Below are 15,693 nucleotides of genomic sequence, written 5' to 3' on the forward strand. Positions count from 1 at the left end.
CGCTCACTCGACGGTGACCGACTTGGCGAGGTTGCGCGGCTGGTCGACGTCGTGGCCCATGACCGTCGCGAGCTCGCAGGCGAAGAGCTGCAGCGGCACGGTGGCGACGATCGGCTGCAGCAGCGTGGGCACCTTCGGCAGCCGGATCACCTCGTCGGCGTACGCCGCCGCGTCGTCGCCCTCCTCGACCAGGGCGTAGGTGCGGGCGCCGCGCGCGCGGACCTCCTGCACGGCGCTGGCCATCTTGTCGTGCAGCTGGTCGCGGCCGCGGGGCGGCATCACGCAGAAGACGGGCAGGCCCTCCTCGATCAGCGCGATGGGGCCGTGCTTGAGCTCGCCGGCGGCGAAGCCCTCGGCGTGGATGTAGGCCAGCTCCTTGAGCTTCAGCGCGCCCTCCAGCGCGACCGGGAAGCCCGCGTGGCGGCCGAGGAAGAGCACCGAGCGGGTGTCGGCGTGCTGGCGTGCCAGCGCGTAGACCTCCTCGGCGCGGTCGAGCAGCGTCTGGACGTGCGCGGGCATCTTGTCGAGCTCGGCGACGACGGCGGCGATCTCGTCGCCGAACTTCGTGCCCCGCACCTGGGCGAGGTAGAGGCCGAGCAGGTAGCAGGCCACCAGCTGGGTCAGGAAGCCCTTGGTGGAGGCGACGCCGATCTCGGGGCCGGCGTGCGTGTAGATCACCGCGTCGGACTCCCGCGGGATCGTGGAGCCGTTGGTGTTGCAGATCGCGAGCACCTTGGCGCGCTGGCGGCGCGCGTAGCGGATCGCCATCAGCGTGTCGGCGGTCTCGCCCGACTGGCTGATCGCGACCACCAGCGTGTTGCGGGTCAGGATCGGGTCGCGGTAGCGGAACTCGTGGGCCAGCTCGACCTCGCACGGGATCCGGGTCCAGTGCTCGATGGCGTACTTCGCGACCAGGCCGGCGTAGTTGGCGGTGCCGCAGCCGATCACCACGATCTTGTCGATGGTGCGCAGGTCGTCCTCGCTGAGCCGCACCTCGTCGAGCTGCAGCTGGCCCTTGCCGTCGTGGCGGCCCAGCAGCGCGTCGGCCAGGGCCCGGGGCTGCTCGAAGATCTCCTTGCGCATGAACCAGTCGAAGCCGTCCTTGCGGGCGGCGGAGAGGTCCCAGTCGACGTGGTAGCGGGTGCCGGTGGCGGGCGACCCGTCGAAGTCGGTGACCACGACGTCGTCGGCGGTGATGGCCACGACCTGGTCCTGGCCCAGCTCGAGGGCCTCGCGGGTGTGCTCGATGAAGGCGGCGACGTCGGAGCCGAGGAAGTTCTCGCCCTCCCCCAGCCCGACCACGAGCGGGGAGTTGCGCCGGGCAGCCACGACGGTGGTGGGGTCGTGCGCGTCGACGGCGACCAGGGTGAAGGCGCCCTCGAGCCGCCGGCAGGTGCGCCGCATCGCCTCGGCGAGGTCGTCGCACTCGAGCAGCTCCTGCTCGAGCACGTGGGCGGCGACCGCGGTGTCGGTCTCGGAGTCGAGCTCGTGCCCGGCCCGCTCCAGCTCCTCGCGCAGGGTCAGGTAGTTCTCGACGATGCCGTTGTGCACCAGCGCGACCCGCGCCTTCTGGCCCAGGTGCGGGTGCGCGTTGCGGTCGGTGGGCGCCCCGTGGGTGGCCCACCGGGTGTGACCGATCCCCGTGGTCGAGGGCGGCAGCGGCTCGGCGGCGATGGCCGCCTCGAGGTTGGCCAGCTTGCCGGCCCGCTTGTCGGAGGCGATGGTGCCGGCGTCGACCAGCGCGATGCCGGCCGAGTCGTAGCCGCGGTACTCCAGCCGGCGGAGCCCCTCGACGACGACGTCCTGCGCCTGCCGGTGGCCGACGTATCCCACGATCCCGCACATGGGAGTCGAGTCTAGGCAGGTCGCGGGTCGGGAGCCGCACCCGACGCCCTACGCTGCCAGGCATGTCACACGGCGGGGCGTCGGGCGACCGCGGGGCCGAGAGCTCGCCGTACGTCGAGCTGGAGCGCGCGGCCTGGGCCGCGCTGGGCAGCGCGGCGGGCCAGCCGCTCACCGACGTCGAGATCGAGCGCGTGCGAGGCCTGGGCGACCAGCTCGACCTGGCCGAGGTGGAGCAGGTCTACCTGCCGCTCTCCCGGCTGCTGAGCATGTACGTCGAGGCCGCGCGGCGACTGCACCACGAGCAGGAGGACTTCCTGCACCGCACCCAGCCCCCGCGCACGCCCTTCGTGATCGGGCTCGCGGGCTCGGTCGCGGTGGGCAAGTCGACGACGGCGCGCGTGCTGCAGCACATGCTGGCCCACTGGCCCGAGCACCCGCAGGTGGCGCTGGTGACCACCGACGGCTTCCTGCTGCCCAACGCCGAGCTGGAGCGTCGCGGGCTGCTGCACCGCAAGGGCTTCCCGGAGTCCTACGACCGCAAGGCGCTGCTGCGCTTCGTCATCGACATCAAGTCGGGCAAGGACGAGGTCGAGGCGCCGACCTACTCCCACCTCGTGTACGACGTCGTGCCCGAGCAGCGCGTGGTGGTGCGGCGTCCCGACATCGTCATCATCGAGGGGCTCAACGTGCTGCAGCCGGCCGCCAGCCGCCCCGACGGCCGCACCGGCCTCGCCGTGAGCGACTTCTTCGACTTCACCGTCTACGTCGACGCCGCCACCTCCGACATCCGGCGCTGGTACACCGACCGCTTCCTGCGGCTGCGCGAGACCGCCTTCCGAGACCCGCAGTCGTACTTCGCCCGCTACGCGTCGCTCTCCCACGACGAGGCGGTCGCCGAGGCGAGCCGCATCTGGGACGAGATCAACGGCCCCAACCTGGAGGCCAACGTCAAGCCCACCCGCTCCCGCGCCACCCTCGTGCTCCGCAAGGACCACGACCACTCGGTGCGCTGGGTCAGGCTGCGCAAGCTGTGAGCGAGCACCCGCCCACCCGCTGGGAGCAGCTCGGCGACACCCTCGACTCGCCCTACGCCCGGGCGCACCGCGAGCTGCCGGGCCCCGACCGCGACGTCGACGGCGAGGCCCGGCTGGCCGACGTGCTGCTGCCGCGCGGCGGACGCGTGCTCGACGCGGGGGCCGGCATCGCCCGGGTCTCGCACTCGCTGGTGCGCCGCGGCCACGACGTCACCGCCGTCGAGAAGGACCCCGCGCTCATCGCGGTGACCCGCGAGCTCTACCCCGAGGTCACGGTGGTCGAGAGCGACATCCTCGCGCTCACGCCCGCGCTGCTCGAGGCGCACGGCCGGCCCACGGCGTACGACGTGGTCGTGGTGGTGGGCAACGTGATGATCTACCTCGCCGACGACACCGAGGTCATCGCGCTGCGCACCCTGGCGGCGCTGCTGGTGCCCGGCGGACGCCTGCTGGTCGGCTTCCACCCGCAGGAGGGCCCCCCCGGCAGCCGCGACTACCCGGTCGCGACCTTCCTCGAGCACGCCCGCGCCGCGGGACTGCAGGCCGACCTCGTCGCCGGCACGTGGGACCTGCGGCCACCCAGCGACGACTACGTGCTGGCCGTGCTGTCGGCCGCGCCCACCGGGGTCACGCCCGAGGTCACCTCCGGGCGGTGACGAGGTACTGCGTGCGCACCTCGTGGCCCGGCGCCACCCCGTGCTCGAGGTCGAGCTCGAGGATGCGGTGCAGCGGGTGCACGTCGACGTCGGCGAAGCCGGCCTCCCGCAGCCGCTGCTGCAGGCCCCACATCGTGTCGCCCTCGGCCAGCGGCAGCGCCTGCCGCACCGTGGCGTCGTAGGCGTCGCCGAACTCGTCGGGCGCCGACTCCTGCGAGGCGTCCCAGCCGCGCGGGAACCACGCGGTGTCGACCAGCGCGAGGCGACCGCCCGGACGCAGCAGCTGTCTCCACGCGGCGAAGGCCCGGTCGGGCTCACGCAGCGTCCAGGTCAGGTAGCGGCCGACGACGGCGTCGAAGGTGCCCGGCGGGAAGGGCGGGTCGACCGCGTCGCCGCGCACGAAGGACGGCGCCCGCGGCATCCGCGCGGCGTGCTCGCGGGCGCGCTCGAGCATGCCGTCGGCGAGGTCGACACCGGTGACGCGGTGGCCCATCGAGGCCAGCAGGCACGCCACGTGGCCGCTGCCCGTGCCCACGTCGATCACGTCGTACGCCGCCCTCGGCAGCGCGCTGCGCCACACGTCGGTCCAGGCGCGGCGGTCGAGCTCACGGCGCTCGGGGCGCTGCTGGTAGTCGTCGTACGCCGCGGCGCGGCGCGACCAGTAGCCGTTGATCTGCTCCTGCACCTCGCCGTCGTGGCGGTCGTGGTCGGTGAGCTGCTCGGTCATGCGGACGTCCTCTCGGTCGCGGGGAGGGCGGGGTCGGCAGGGCGGAAGACGAGGTGGATCTCCCCGTCGACCTCGAGCCGCCGGACCGGCAGCCCGTAGACCGGCTCCAGCAGGTCCGGGTCGAGCACGTCGCCGGCGGGGCCCGAGGCGACGACGCGACCGTCGCGGTCGAGCAGCAGCAGGTCGTCGCAGTAGCGGGCGGCGAGATCGAGGTCGTGCAGCACCACCACGCAGCAGCCGCCGACGTGGCGCAGCAGCGCCAGCACCTCGTGCTGGTAGCGGATGTCGAGGTGGTTGGTCGGCTCGTCGAGCAGCAGGTGCCCGGCCTGCTGGGCCAGCGCGCGGGCGATCAGCACCCGCTGGCGCTCGCCACCGGAGAGCGCCTGGAGGGGACGCGGCGCCAGGTGCAGCGCGCCGACGCGGGCCAGCGCCCCGGCGGCGACCCGGTGGTCCTCCGGGCGGGCCCGCGCCAGCGGCGGCAGGTGCGGCGTGCGGCCGAGCAGCACCATCTCGCCCGCGGTCAGCACCGAGTCGCCGCCACCCTCCTCCTGCACCACCACCGCCAGCCGGCGCGCGAGCTCGCGCGGCGCGAGGTCGCCGAGGTCGGTGCCGTCGACCCGGACGCTGCCCGTGGGGCTGTGCAGACCGCCGTGCAGCAGCCGGAGCAGCGTGGTCTTGCCGCTGCCGTTGGGCCCGATCAGCCCCAGCACCCGCCCGTCGGCGGCGACGACGTCGACCTCGTCGAGCACCGGGGTGGCGCCGTAGGACCACCACACCCCGGTGGCCTCGATCACGACCGCTCCCCGAAGCGGTCGACGAGGCGCTCGAGCCCGTCGACGGAGAGCGGCGTGGGGGGCTCGGTGAAGTTGAAGAGCTGCGTCATGACCTCGCCCTCGCGCACGGCGGTGAGCTGGTCGGCGCCGGGCAGGTCGGTGAGCGCCGCCTCGACGTCGGCGGGGGCGCCGTCGCCGTGGAGCAGCACGACCACGTCGGGGTCGCGCCCGAGCAGCTCCTCCAGGGTGACCTCGAAGACCCGCTCGTCCACGTCGCCGAAGACGTTGTCGAGGCCGGCCGCCTCGAGCTGGGGGTGCGCCATGCTGCGGGTGCCGTAGGCGTAGGTCGTGCCGCCCCCCACAGTCGGGTAGAGCACCGCCGCCGTGGTCGAGCCGTCACCCGCGCGCTGCCGGAGCCGCGCGACCCGCTCCTCGATCGCGGCGGCTGCCGCCTCGGCGCGGTCCTGCTCGCCAAAGACCTCGCCGTACATCCGCATCTGCTCGCCCACGTCGTCGAAGGACGGGTCGTCGACGCCCTCCGGGCACAGCGCCGGCTCCTCGAGCAGCGGGATGCCGACGGCCTCCAGCGACTCGCGGGAGAGGTTGTCGACGGCGCCCAGCACCAGGTCGGGCTCCTGGCTGATCACGGTCTCGCGCGAGATCTGCAGGTGGCCGCTGGGGTCGGTGCGGTCGGTGAGCAGCTCGATCCCGTCGAGCTCGGCGCGCGTCTCCTCGTCGTAGTAGTCGTCCGGGTACTGGCCCGCCCTGGCCACGACGCGGTCCATCACGCCCAGCTCGTGCAGGTAGGGCACGGCGGCGCTCTTGAGCAGCACCATCCGCTCCGGCGGGGTGTCGAAGGAGACCTCCGCCCCGCAGCTCTCGACCGTCACCGGCGCGAAGCCCGCCGGCACCTCGCGCTGCGCGCCGGTCTCGGCCGCCCCGCAGGCGCTGAGCAGCAGCACCGCGGCGACCGCGGTGGCGGTGGTGGCGGTGGTGGTCAGGTCACGTGGACGTCGCATGCAGCCTCCGGATCAGCACGAGCAGGAAGGGCGCTCCCACGAGCGCGGTGATGATGCCGATCGGGATCTCCTGGGGGGCGAGCGCGACGCGGGCGACGACGTCGGCCCACACCAGCAGCACCGCGCCCATGAGGGCGGCGACGGGCACGGCGCGGGCGTGCGCGGCACCGACGGCACGCCGCGCCAGGTGGGGCACCACGAGACCGACGAAGCCGATGCTCCCGGAGGAGGCGACGACCACGCCGACGCAGAGCGAGACGAGCACGAGCAGCGCGGTGCGCAGGCGCTCCGGGGAGATGCCCAGCGTCTGGGCGGTCTCGTCGCCGATGGCGAGCGCGTCGAGGGCGCGCCCGGCGCCGGTCAGCACCGCCACCGTCAGCAGCACCACGACCGTGACGGCCACCAGCGGCGTGCCCCAGGCGGCCAGCCCGAGCGACCCGAGCAGCCAGAAGAGCACCGAGCGGGCGCCCTCGGCCGAGCCGGAGGCGAAGATGAGGAAGCTCGTGACGGCGTAGAGCGCGTAGCCCACGGCCACGCCGGCGAGCAGCAGCCGCATCGAGGTGACCCGCCCGCCGGTGCGGGCGACGAGGAAGACCAGCACCGACGCCGCGAGCGCGCCCAGGAAGGCGCTGCCCTGGAGCAGGTGCTCCCCCAGCGCCGCGGAGAGGCCGGTGCCCGCTCCGAAGAGGATCGCCGCGGCGGCGCCCGTGGAGGCGCCGGAGTTGACGCCGAGCAGGTAGGGGTCGGCCAGCACGTTGCGCACCATCGCCTGCAGCGCCGTGCCGCAGACGGCCAGCCCGGCGCCCACCAGCGCGCCCAGCAGCACCCGCGGCACCCGGACCTGCCACACGATCGCGTCCTGCGGCCGGGTCCAGGTCATCTCGCCCACCCCGAGCACGTGGAAGCCGATCACGCGCGCCACCACGTCGGGCGGCACGAAGACCGCCCCCGTCCCGATGGCCAGCACCACGGTGAGCACGAGGGCCACGACCAGCCCAGCCGTCCACGCCCGCGCGCGGCGGCGTACGGCGCCGAGACCGAGGGGGTCGGGCACCTCGGAGCTCTCGAGGCCGCGGCGGCCGTCGGCGCGCTGCTCCCCCCGCGGGCCACGCACCTCCGTCGCCGTCACCCCGACCCCCGACCCTTGTTGCGAACAGTTCGCAACAACCTAGCAATCGGTGAGGGCGCGGGACAGCGGGGGCATCGGAACCCCTCCACCCGGGTAGTGCAGGAGTGTGACCTGGCGAGACCTCCCCCCCTTCCGTGCCGACCACGTCGGCAGCCTGCTGCGTCCCGAGCCGTTGCTCCTGGCCCGACAGGAGCACGCCGACGGCGACCGCAGCGCGGCGTCGCTGCGCGAGGTCGAGGACGCGGCGATCGCCGACGTCGCCCGGCTGCAGCAGGAGGCGGGGCTGCAGACCGTCACCGACGGCGAGTTCCGGCGTACCTCCTGGCACATGGACTTCATCTACGCCATCGAGGGCATCCGGCGCACCGACGAGGAGCTGCAGGTGCACTTCGAGAATGCCGGGGGCGCGCTCGACTTCACCTCCGCCGGCCTCGTGGTCGACGGCCCGGTCCGGATCGAGGAGGCCATCTTCGGCGACGACTTCGACCACCTGCGGCGGGTGGCACCCGAGGGGATGACGCCCAAGCTGACCATCCCGTCGCCCAGCATGGTCCACTACCGCGGCGGCGCCGCCGCCATCGATCCCTCGGTGTACGCCGAGGAGGACGCCTTCTGGGACGACCTCTCCGCGGCGTACGCCCGGCAGGTCGCGCTCGTCCACGAGCGGGGCTGCCGCTACCTCCAGCTCGACGACACCAGCCTCGCCTACCTCAACGACCCGGCCCAGCGCGAGCAGCTCACCGCCAAGGGCGGCGACGCCGAGCACCAGCACGAGCGCTACATCCGCCAGCTCAACGCCGCGCTCGAGGGCCGTCCCGACGACCTGCGCGTGACCACGCACATGTGCCGCGGCAACTACCGCTCCTCGTGGGCGGCGTCCGGTGGCTACGACTTCGTCGCCGAGGCGCTCTTCAGCGAGCTGGCGGTCGACGGCTTCTTCCTGGAGTACGACGACGAGCGCTCGGGCGGCTTCGAGCCGCTGCGCTTCGTGCCGCCGGACAAGATGGTCGTGCTGGGGCTCGTGACCACCAAGCACGCCCGCCTGGAGAGCAAGGACGACCTGAAGCGGCGCATCGACGAGGCGGCGAAGTACGTGCCGCTCGAGCAGCTGTGCCTCTCCCCCCAGTGCGGCTTCTCCTCCACCGTCGAGGGCAACGACCTCAGCGAGGCCGAGGAGATCGCCAAGCTGCGCCTGGTCTGCGAGGTCGCCCAGGAGGTCTGGGGCTGACCTCAGACCCTCCGGTAGCGCCGCTCCGGCCGGCCGGCGGTGCCGTAGCGCAGCCGCACCTCGGCGACGCCCGTCGCGACGAAGTACTCCAAGTAGCGACGGGCACTGACCCGCGACATCCCGAGGCGCTCCCCCGCCTCCGCGGCCGAGACGTCGTCGACCTCCGCGAGCAGCTGCTCCACGAGGGCGCCGGTCTCGGTGGAGAGGCCCTTGGGCAGCCGCTTGCCCGTCGCGGTCGTCACCTCGGCGCCGCCGGCACCGAAGACCTGGTCGATGGCGCTCTGGTCGATGTCGTCGGGCTCGCGGCCGGGCGAGCCGTCGAGGGAGCGCAGCGTGGTCGCCACCTGCTGCAGCCGCGCGACGAGGTCGGCGTGCTCGAAGGGCTTCACGAGGTACTGCATCGCGCCCCCGTGCAGGGCCGTGCGCACGGCGTCGGCCCCGCGCTCGGCGGTCACCATCACCACGCCCACGTGGTTGCCGGCCGCTCGCAGCGCCGCCAGCACCTGCAGGCCGCTCATGTCGGGCAGGTGCACGTCGAGCAGCAGCAGGTCGGGGTCGAGCTCCTCGACGAGGTGCAGCGCCTCGGCGCCGGTGCGGGCGGCCCCGACGACCTCGAAGCCCTCGATGCGCTGGACGAAGCGGGTGTGCACGCTCGCGACCATGAAGTCGTCGTCGACGACCAGCACCGTGATCACGCGCCCACCTCCTGCCCCGCACCCAGCGGCATCCGGACCGAGAAGACGGCGCCGGCCCCCGGCCCCACACCGTCGTGCACCTCGATGCTGCCGCCGCGACGGGTGCAGATCAGCTGCACCAGCGGCAACCCGATGCCGCGACCGCCGAGCACCTCGGGCTTGGTCGAGAAGCCTCGCACGAAGACGGCCTCGCGCAGGTCGGGAGGTACGCCGGGGCCGGTGTCGGCCACCTCCAGGTGCACCGCGCCGGTGCCCGACTGCAGCGCGACCGTGACCCGCGGGTCCTCGCCGCCCGCGCAGGCGTCGACGGCGTTGTCGACCAGGTTGCCCAGCACCGTGGTGAGGTCGGCGGAGTCGGCGGCGTCGAGCGCGCGCAGCGACGAGTCCTCGCTCAGCTCGAGCAGCACGCCCCGCTCGTCGGCGGTCGTGGCCTTGGCGATCAGCAGCGCGGCCACGGCCAGGTCGGCCACCCGCTCGGTCACGTGGTCGCTCAGCTCGGCCCGGCGGCGGCTCAGCGCGCCCACCAGCGAGCGCACCTCGTCGTACTCCTCCAGCTGCACCAGGCCGGAGATCGTGTGCAGCTGGTTGCTGAACTCGTGGGTCTGCGCCCGCAGGGTGTCGGTGATGGAGAGGTTGGAGGAGAGCTGGTTCTGCAGCGAGACCAGCTCGGTGCGGTCGCGCATCGTGGTGACGGTGCCGATGCCCTGGCCGCGGCTCGAGGCCACCCGGCGGTTGAAGACCACCACCCGGTCGCCCACGAGCCCGAGCGCGTCCTCGGTCGCGGGGCTGTCACCCGTCAGCAGCTCGACCACCTCGGGGTTGAGGCCCAGCTCGTCGACGGGACGCCCGACCGGGTCCTCCCCGAGCCCCAGCACGACCCTCGCCGCGTCGTTGACCATCGTCACGCGGCGGTCGGTGCCGACGGCCACGACGCCCTCGCGGATGCTGTGGAGCAGTGCCTCGCGGTGGTCGGCGAGGGTGGCGATCTCGCTGGCCCCGAGCCCCTGCGTGCGCCGCTTCACCACGCGCGAGACAACGTAGGACCCCACCACGCCGAGCAGCGCTCCCAGGCCGAGGAAGAGGGCGAGGTCGGTGGCCGCGCCCGTCAGCCGCTCCCACGTGCTCGGGAAGTCGCGCTCGGCCACGACGATGCCGATCAGGTCGCCGATGTAGCGGTCGTCGTCGGGGTCCGCGACCTCGCCGGCGAAGAGCACGGGCTCGTGCGCCGCGACGGCCCGGTGGCCGTCGCGCGTGACCTCGCCGGTCCAGCTGCGGCCCTCCAGCGCGCGGCTGTCGCCCAGCTCGGCGGGCTTGCCCTCGCGCAGCGGGTCCGAGGAGACCAGCACCGTGCCGTCCGGGCCCACGACGTCGATCTCGTCGACCTGGCGCAGGCTCAGCGCCTGGTCGACCGCGGGGGCCAGCTCACGGATGGTGTCGAGCTCGGCAGGGCTGGTCTGGGCAGCCTCGAGCTTCGCGCGCAGCTGGTCGAGGTTGGCGACGTACGCCGCGACCGAGCGCATCTGGGCGCCCGTCTGCTCGGTGAAGGCGACCGTCGACTGGCGGAAGGAGATCAGCGCGACGATGCCGAGCACCGCCACCACGACGACCAGCTGGAGCACCAGGAACTGGCCGGCGACGGAGCGCTCGCGACGCCGGTGGCGCGACCGGCTCAGCGTGACCACAACGACCACAACCTCCTTTGCTTCCGCAAGCGTGACGACCACCACACGCCGCGGCCATGCTCGCACGGACCCCACCCAGGAGGTGCTCGCCCGATGCCGCTCCACCCGTCCCCGCACCGCCGTCGTACGGCGCTCGCGACGCTCGTCGTCGTGCTGCTGGCCGCACTGTCGGCCTGCGCCGGCGTCACCGCCGGGAGCGACGACCCGTCGAACCGGCGGCTGCGCATGATGATCCCCAACAGTCCCGGCGGAGGCTACGACCTCACCGGCCGCAGCGCCGCGAAGGTGATGGAGGACGACGAGCTCACCGGACGCTTCGAGATCACCAACATCGAGGGCGCCAGCGGCACCCTGGCGATGCAGCGGCTGCTCAACGAGGAGGGCTCCGACGACCTCGTGATGACCATGGGCCTCGGCGTCGTCGGCGCCGTCTACACCAACAAGTCGGACGCCACCGTCGATCGCGCCACCGCGATCGCCCGCCTCGTCGAGGAGCAGGAGGGCATCCTGGTGCCCGCCGACTCGCCCTTCGAGACCGTGCAGGACCTCGTCGACGCCTGGACCGAGGACCCCGACAGCGTCGTCGTCGGCGGCGGCTCGTCCCCTGGCGGTCCCGACCACCTCTTCCCGATGCAGCTGGCCGACACCCTGGGCATCGACCCCGTCGACGTCACCTACGTGGCGTACGACGGCGGCGGCCCGCTGACCACCGCCCTGCTCGGCTCCAAGATCGACGTCGGCATGTCGGGCCTCGGCGAGTTCGAGGGCCAGATCGAGGACGGCTCGCTGCGCGTGCTCGCCGTCTCCGGCGAGGAGCGGCTGCCCACCGTCGACGCGCCGACCCTCACCGAGGAGGGCGTCGACCTGGTCTTCACCAACTGGCGCGGCGTGCTCGCCCCGCCCGGCATCGACGAGGAGACCAGGCAGTACCTGATCGACCTCTTCACCGAGATGCACGGCACCCCCGAGTGGGAGGAGGCCCTCGAGCGCAACGGCTGGTCCGACAACTTCGCCACCGGCGACGAGTTCGAGGAGTTCCTCGTCGAGCAGGACACCCGCGTGGCCGACACCCTGAAGGAGCTGGGACTCGCATGACCACCACCACTCCGCCCGCCCGGGCGGGCACGAGCACCACCCGCAAGGTGGTCGACACCGCGCAGTACGGCTTCGCCGGCTTCCTCGCGCTGGTCGGCGCCTACACCGTCTACGACGCCAGCGGCATCGAGCCCGGCTTCGCCGACCAGGCACTGCACCCGGCGACCTTCCCCTACGTCTTCGGCGTCGTGCTGATCGGACTCGGCATCGCCCTGGCCGTGGCGACCGCCCGCGGCGACGTGGCCGAGGCCGAGGAGGGCGAGGACATCGACCTCACCACCGGCACCGACCTGCGCACCGTGGGCCTGCTGGTCCTCGTCTTCGTGGTCAACATCGCGCTGATCGACTGGCTCGGCTGGGCGATCACCGGCGCCTTCCTCTTCGCGGCGTCGGCCCGCGTGCTCGGCAGCCGCCACCCGGTGCGCGACGTCGCCATCGGCGTGGCGCTCTCGGTGGGCACCTTCTACGGCTTCTACGTCGGCCTGGGCATCCCGATGCCCGCCGGCATCCTGGACGGGATTCTCTGACATGGACCTGCTGCTGGAGGGCTTCTCGCAGGCCCTGACCCCCACCAACCTGCTCTTCGCCGTGATCGGCGTGCTGCTCGGCACCGCCGTCGGCGTGCTGCCCGGCATCGGCCCGGCGATGACCGTGGCCCTGCTGCTCCCCGTGACCTACAACGTCGAGCCCGCCAGCGCGCTGATCATGTTCGCCGGCATCTACTACGGCGGCATGTACGGCGGCTCGACCACCTCGATCCTGCTGAACACCCCGGGAGAGTCCTCCTCGGTCATCACCGCGCTCGAGGGCAACAAGATGGCCAAGGCCGGGCGGGCCTCGCAGGCGCTGGCCACCGCCGCCATCGGCTCCTTCATCGCCGGCACCATCGGCACTGTGCTGCTCGTGGCGCTGGCGCCGCAGATCGGCCCGCTCGTGGTGCAGCTCGGTGCGCCGTCGTACTTCGCGATCCTGCTGCTGGCCCTGCTCGCCGTCACCGTGGTGCTCGGGTCCTCCAAGCTGCGCGGCTTCGCCTCGCTCTTCCTGGGCCTGACCGTCGGCCTGGTCGGCACCTCGACCGGCCAGCCGCGGCTGACCTTCGGCCAGGGCCAGCTGGCCGACGGCATCGAGGTCGTCGTCGTGGCCGTGGCGATCTTCGCCCTCGGCGAGGCGCTCTGGGTCGCGGCGCACCTGCGCCGCAAGCCGCTGGAGATCATCCCCGTCGGCCAGCCCTGGATGAGCAAGAAGGACTGGCGCCGCTCGTGGGGACCGTGGCTGCGCGGCACGGCGTACGGCTTCCCCTTCGGTGCGCTGCCCGCCGGCGGCGCCGAGGTGCCGACCTTCCTGTCCTACGTCACCGAGCGCAAGCTCTCCAAGCACCCCGAGGAGTTCGGCCACGGCGCCATCGAGGGCGTCGCCGGTCCGGAGGCCGCCAACAACGCCTCGGCCGCCGGCACGCTGCTGCCGATGCTCGCCCTCGGCCTGCCGACCACGGCCACCGCCGCCGTCATCCTGGTCGCCTTCGAGAGCTACGGGCTGCAGCCCGGCCCGCAGTTCATGAGCGCCAACCCCACGCTGGTGTGGGCGCTGCTGGCGAGCCTCTTCATCGCCAACACGCTGCTGCTGGTGATCAACCTGCCGATGGCGCCGCTGTGGGCCAAGCTGCTGCAGATCCCCCGGCCCTACCTCTACGCCGGCATCCTCTTCTTCGCCTCGCTCGGTGCCTACGCCGCCAACTTCTCCGCCTTCGACCTCGCCGTGCTGCTGGTCTTCGGGTTGCTCGGCTTCGCGATGCGGCGCTTCGGCATCCCGGTGCTGCCGCTGATCATCGGCGTCATCCTGGGTCCCCGCCTGGAGAGCCAGCTCGCCGAGGCGCTGGCCATCTCGCAGGGCGACCTGGGCACGCTGTGGAGCGAGCCGGTGGCGATCGTGTGCTACCTGATCATCGCGCTGCTGGTGGCGTGGACCATCATCAACGTGGTGCGTCCCGCCTCGCGCCGTGAGCAGGACGCCACCCCGACGTCCGAGACCCGAGAGGGAGCGAACCTGTGAGCGTCATCGCCGCCTACACCCCCGACGAGTTCGGCAGAGCCGCACTCGAGCACGCCGCCGCAGAGGCCGTCCGCCGCCAGACGGGTCTGGTGGTCGTCAACGGCACCCGCGGCGACGCGCTCGTCGACACCCGCTACGCCCACGACGACGAGATCGCGGCGCTGCAGTCGCGGCTGGCCGCCGACGGCGTCGAGGTCACCGTGCGCCGCGACGTCGCCCCCGACGTCGCCCAGCTGGTGCTCGACGTGGCGGCCGAGACCGGCGCCGCCCTCATCGTCGTCGGCATCCGCCACCGCAGCCCCGTCGGCAAGGCGCTGATGGGCAGCGTCTCCCAGCGCATCCTGCTCGACGCCACCTGCCCGGTCCTCGCCGTCAAACCCTGACCGCTGCCGGTCGGCCGGTGGCGGATTCACCGGCCGGCCGGTGAATCTGCCACTGGAGCGCCGAAACATCGGGCCTCCAGTGGCAACGTCGTGACGCCAGTGGGCGGTTCGTCCCGTCCGGGTCGCTCGCGACGTCACAGGCTCTGTCCAACCCCGCCGTCGCGTCGTAGCGTCTCGCCATGGCGGAGATGTCGATGAACAGGGTGATCCACAGCGCCGTACGCCGCGACCTGCGGCGCTTCGAGGAGGCGCTCGGCGCCCTGGCGCCGGGCGACCGGGAGCGGGCCGCGGCGCTCGGCCGGGCGTGGGACAACTTCCACTTCCAGCTCGACCACCACCACCACGGCGAGCACGACATCGTCTGGCCCGCGCTCACGTCGTACGGCGTCGACCCTGGGCTGCTCACCCAGTTCGACGGCGAGCACGAGCTGATGGCTGCGGCGCTGGGCGAGACCCACGAGGCGATGACCCTGCTGCGCGCCGACCCCACCGCGGCCCACCGCGACCGCGCGCTGGCCGGCGTACGCCACCTGTACTCGGTCACCGACTCCCACCTCGAGCACGAGGAGCGCGAGCTCGAGCCGGTGCTGCACGGCGGCTTCCTGGAGAGCCCGGAGGCCAAGGTGATGGAGAAGCAGCTGCGCGCCGGTGGCCTCGGCCGCGCCGCCACGATGCTCTCCTGGGTCTCCGACGACGCCGGCCCCGAGGAGACCCGGGCGCTGCGCGGGATGATCCCCGCCCCCGTCCGCTTCCTCCTCGTCGGCGTGCTCGGCCGCCGCTACCGCCGCGAGGTCGCCAGCGCCTGGCGCTGACCTGCCACCCCCGACGACTCCCCTGTCGGTCGAGCTTGTCGAGACCCCCGGTACGCCGCCCCCTCACCGGGTCTCGAGACAGGCGCTGCGCGCCTTCCTCGACCACCCGTGCCCTGTCGGTCGAGCTTGTCGAGACCCCGGTACGCCGCCCGCCACCCCGCCCCGGGTGGTCGAGGAGGTTGCGCAGCAACCGTCTCGAGACCCCGTACGCCGCCGACTCACTGGGTCTCGAGACAGGCGCTGCCCGCCTTCCTCGACCAACCGTGCCCTGTCGGTCGAGCTTGTCGAGACCCCCGCACGCCGCCGACCCACCCCGCCCGGATGGTCGAGGAGGTTGCGCAGCAACCGTCTCGAGACCCCGCACGCCGCCGACTCACCGGGTCTCGAGACAGGCGCTGCGCGCCTTCCTCGACCACCCGTGCCCTGTCGGTCGAGCGTGTCGAGACCCCCGGTACGCCGCCCCCACCCCGCCCGGGTGGTCGAGGAGGTTGCGCAGCAACCGTCTCGAGACCCCCGCACGCCGCCCACCCACCGGGCCTCGAGACAGGCGCTGCCCGCCTTCCTCG

15 protein-coding genes are annotated in these 15,693 nt (G+C 73.1%); 8 read left to right on the top strand and 7 right to left on the bottom strand.

All coding sequences use genetic code 11. The annotated features are described in order from the left end of the window. Positions 1–3: 3 nt before the first annotated feature. The gene (gene glmS, locus IG63_RS0103150; protein WP_030482930.1) at positions 4–1,845 is read right to left on the bottom strand and encodes a glutamine--fructose-6-phosphate transaminase (isomerizing); all 1,842 of its coding nucleotides are present in this window, start codon (positions 1,843–1,845) and stop codon (positions 4–6) included. Between the two features lie 62 nt (positions 1,846–1,907). Between glmS and coaA the strand changes: the two genes are divergently transcribed. Together coaA and IG63_RS0103160 are read left to right on the top strand one after the other, a co-directional pair. Beyond that, positions 1,908–2,879 (top strand): type I pantothenate kinase, encoded by a 972-nt coding sequence (coaA, locus tag IG63_RS0103155; protein ID WP_030482931.1) that lies wholly within the window; start codon positions 1,908–1,910, stop codon positions 2,877–2,879. Further along, on the top strand, positions 2,876–3,535 hold the full coding sequence (locus IG63_RS0103160) for a class I SAM-dependent methyltransferase (RefSeq protein WP_051706107.1): 660 nt from the start codon (positions 2,876–2,878) through the stop codon (positions 3,533–3,535). Before coaA ends, IG63_RS0103160 begins: the two co-directional genes overlap by 4 nt. On the opposite strand, the gene IG63_RS0103165 is transcribed toward IG63_RS0103160, so the two are convergent. The 4 genes from IG63_RS0103165 to IG63_RS0103180 are packed head-to-tail and all read right to left on the bottom strand — an operon-like array spanning position 3,519 to position 7,183. After that, positions 3,519–4,262: a class I SAM-dependent methyltransferase gene (locus IG63_RS0103165; protein ID WP_051706108.1), complete on the bottom strand. Its 744-nt coding sequence runs from the start codon at positions 4,260–4,262 to the stop codon at positions 3,519–3,521. The genes IG63_RS0103160 and IG63_RS0103165 overlap by 17 nt on opposite strands. After that, entirely contained in the window at positions 4,259–5,056 is a 798-nt protein-coding gene (locus IG63_RS0103170; protein ID WP_030482933.1) for an ABC transporter ATP-binding protein, read from the bottom strand. Before IG63_RS0103170 ends, IG63_RS0103165 begins: the two co-directional genes overlap by 4 nt. Then, positions 5,053–6,054, bottom strand: a complete 1,002-nt coding sequence (locus IG63_RS0103175; protein WP_036194358.1) for an ABC transporter substrate-binding protein — start codon at positions 6,052–6,054, stop codon at positions 5,053–5,055. The genes IG63_RS0103170 and IG63_RS0103175 overlap by 4 nt, the downstream gene beginning before the upstream one ends. Next, on the bottom strand, positions 6,038–7,183 hold the full coding sequence (locus IG63_RS0103180) for a FecCD family ABC transporter permease (protein ID WP_245604287.1): 1,146 nt from the start codon (positions 7,181–7,183) through the stop codon (positions 6,038–6,040). The genes IG63_RS0103175 and IG63_RS0103180 overlap by 17 nt, the downstream gene beginning before the upstream one ends. Positions 7,184–7,289: 106 nt before the next feature. Between IG63_RS0103180 and IG63_RS0103185 the strand changes: the two genes are divergently transcribed. Further along, complete coding sequence (locus IG63_RS0103185) at positions 7,290–8,411, top strand: 5-methyltetrahydropteroyltriglutamate--homocysteine S-methyltransferase (RefSeq protein WP_030482936.1); 1,122 nt, start codon at positions 7,290–7,292, stop codon at positions 8,409–8,411. A gap of 2 nt (positions 8,412–8,413) precedes the next feature. On the opposite strand, the gene IG63_RS0103190 is transcribed toward IG63_RS0103185, so the two are convergent. Continuing rightward, positions 8,414–9,106: a response regulator gene (locus tag IG63_RS0103190; RefSeq protein ID WP_157210002.1), complete on the bottom strand. Its 693-nt coding sequence runs from the start codon at positions 9,104–9,106 to the stop codon at positions 8,414–8,416. Further along, positions 9,103–10,788, bottom strand: coding sequence for a sensor histidine kinase (locus tag IG63_RS0103195; protein WP_051706109.1), 1,686 nt, complete (start codon positions 10,786–10,788; stop codon positions 9,103–9,105). Before IG63_RS0103195 ends, IG63_RS0103190 begins: the two co-directional genes overlap by 4 nt. A gap of 93 nt (positions 10,789–10,881) precedes the next feature. On the opposite strand from IG63_RS0103195, the gene IG63_RS0103200 reads away from it, so the two are divergent. The 5 genes from IG63_RS0103200 (at position 10,882) to IG63_RS0103220 (ending at position 15,127) form a co-directional block, all read left to right on the top strand. Next, on the top strand, positions 10,882–11,883 hold the full coding sequence (locus IG63_RS0103200) for a Bug family tripartite tricarboxylate transporter substrate binding protein (protein WP_030482939.1): 1,002 nt from the start codon (positions 10,882–10,884) through the stop codon (positions 11,881–11,883). After that, complete coding sequence (locus IG63_RS0103205; protein ID WP_030482940.1) at positions 11,880–12,410, top strand: tripartite tricarboxylate transporter TctB family protein; 531 nt, start codon at positions 11,880–11,882, stop codon at positions 12,408–12,410. The genes IG63_RS0103200 and IG63_RS0103205 overlap by 4 nt, the downstream gene beginning before the upstream one ends. Position 12,411: 1 nt before the next feature. Next, positions 12,412–13,932 carry a tripartite tricarboxylate transporter permease gene (locus IG63_RS0103210; RefSeq protein WP_030482941.1) on the top strand — a complete coding sequence of 507 codons (1,521 nt, stop codon included), beginning with the start codon at positions 12,412–12,414 and terminating at the stop codon, positions 13,930–13,932. After that, positions 13,929–14,315 carry a universal stress protein gene (locus IG63_RS0103215; RefSeq protein ID WP_030482942.1) on the top strand — a complete coding sequence of 129 codons (387 nt, stop codon included), beginning with the start codon at positions 13,929–13,931 and terminating at the stop codon, positions 14,313–14,315. The genes IG63_RS0103210 and IG63_RS0103215 overlap by 4 nt, the downstream gene beginning before the upstream one ends. A 179-nt stretch (positions 14,316–14,494) precedes the next feature. Further along, positions 14,495–15,127 (top strand): hemerythrin domain-containing protein, encoded by a 633-nt coding sequence (locus tag IG63_RS0103220; RefSeq protein WP_030482943.1) that lies wholly within the window; start codon positions 14,495–14,497, stop codon positions 15,125–15,127. The last annotated feature ends 566 nt before the right edge of the window (positions 15,128–15,693 follow it).

The organism is Nocardioides aequoreus (assembly GCF_000720335.1).
GTDB lineage: Bacteria > Actinomycetota > Actinomycetes > Propionibacteriales > Nocardioidaceae > Marmoricola > Marmoricola aequoreus.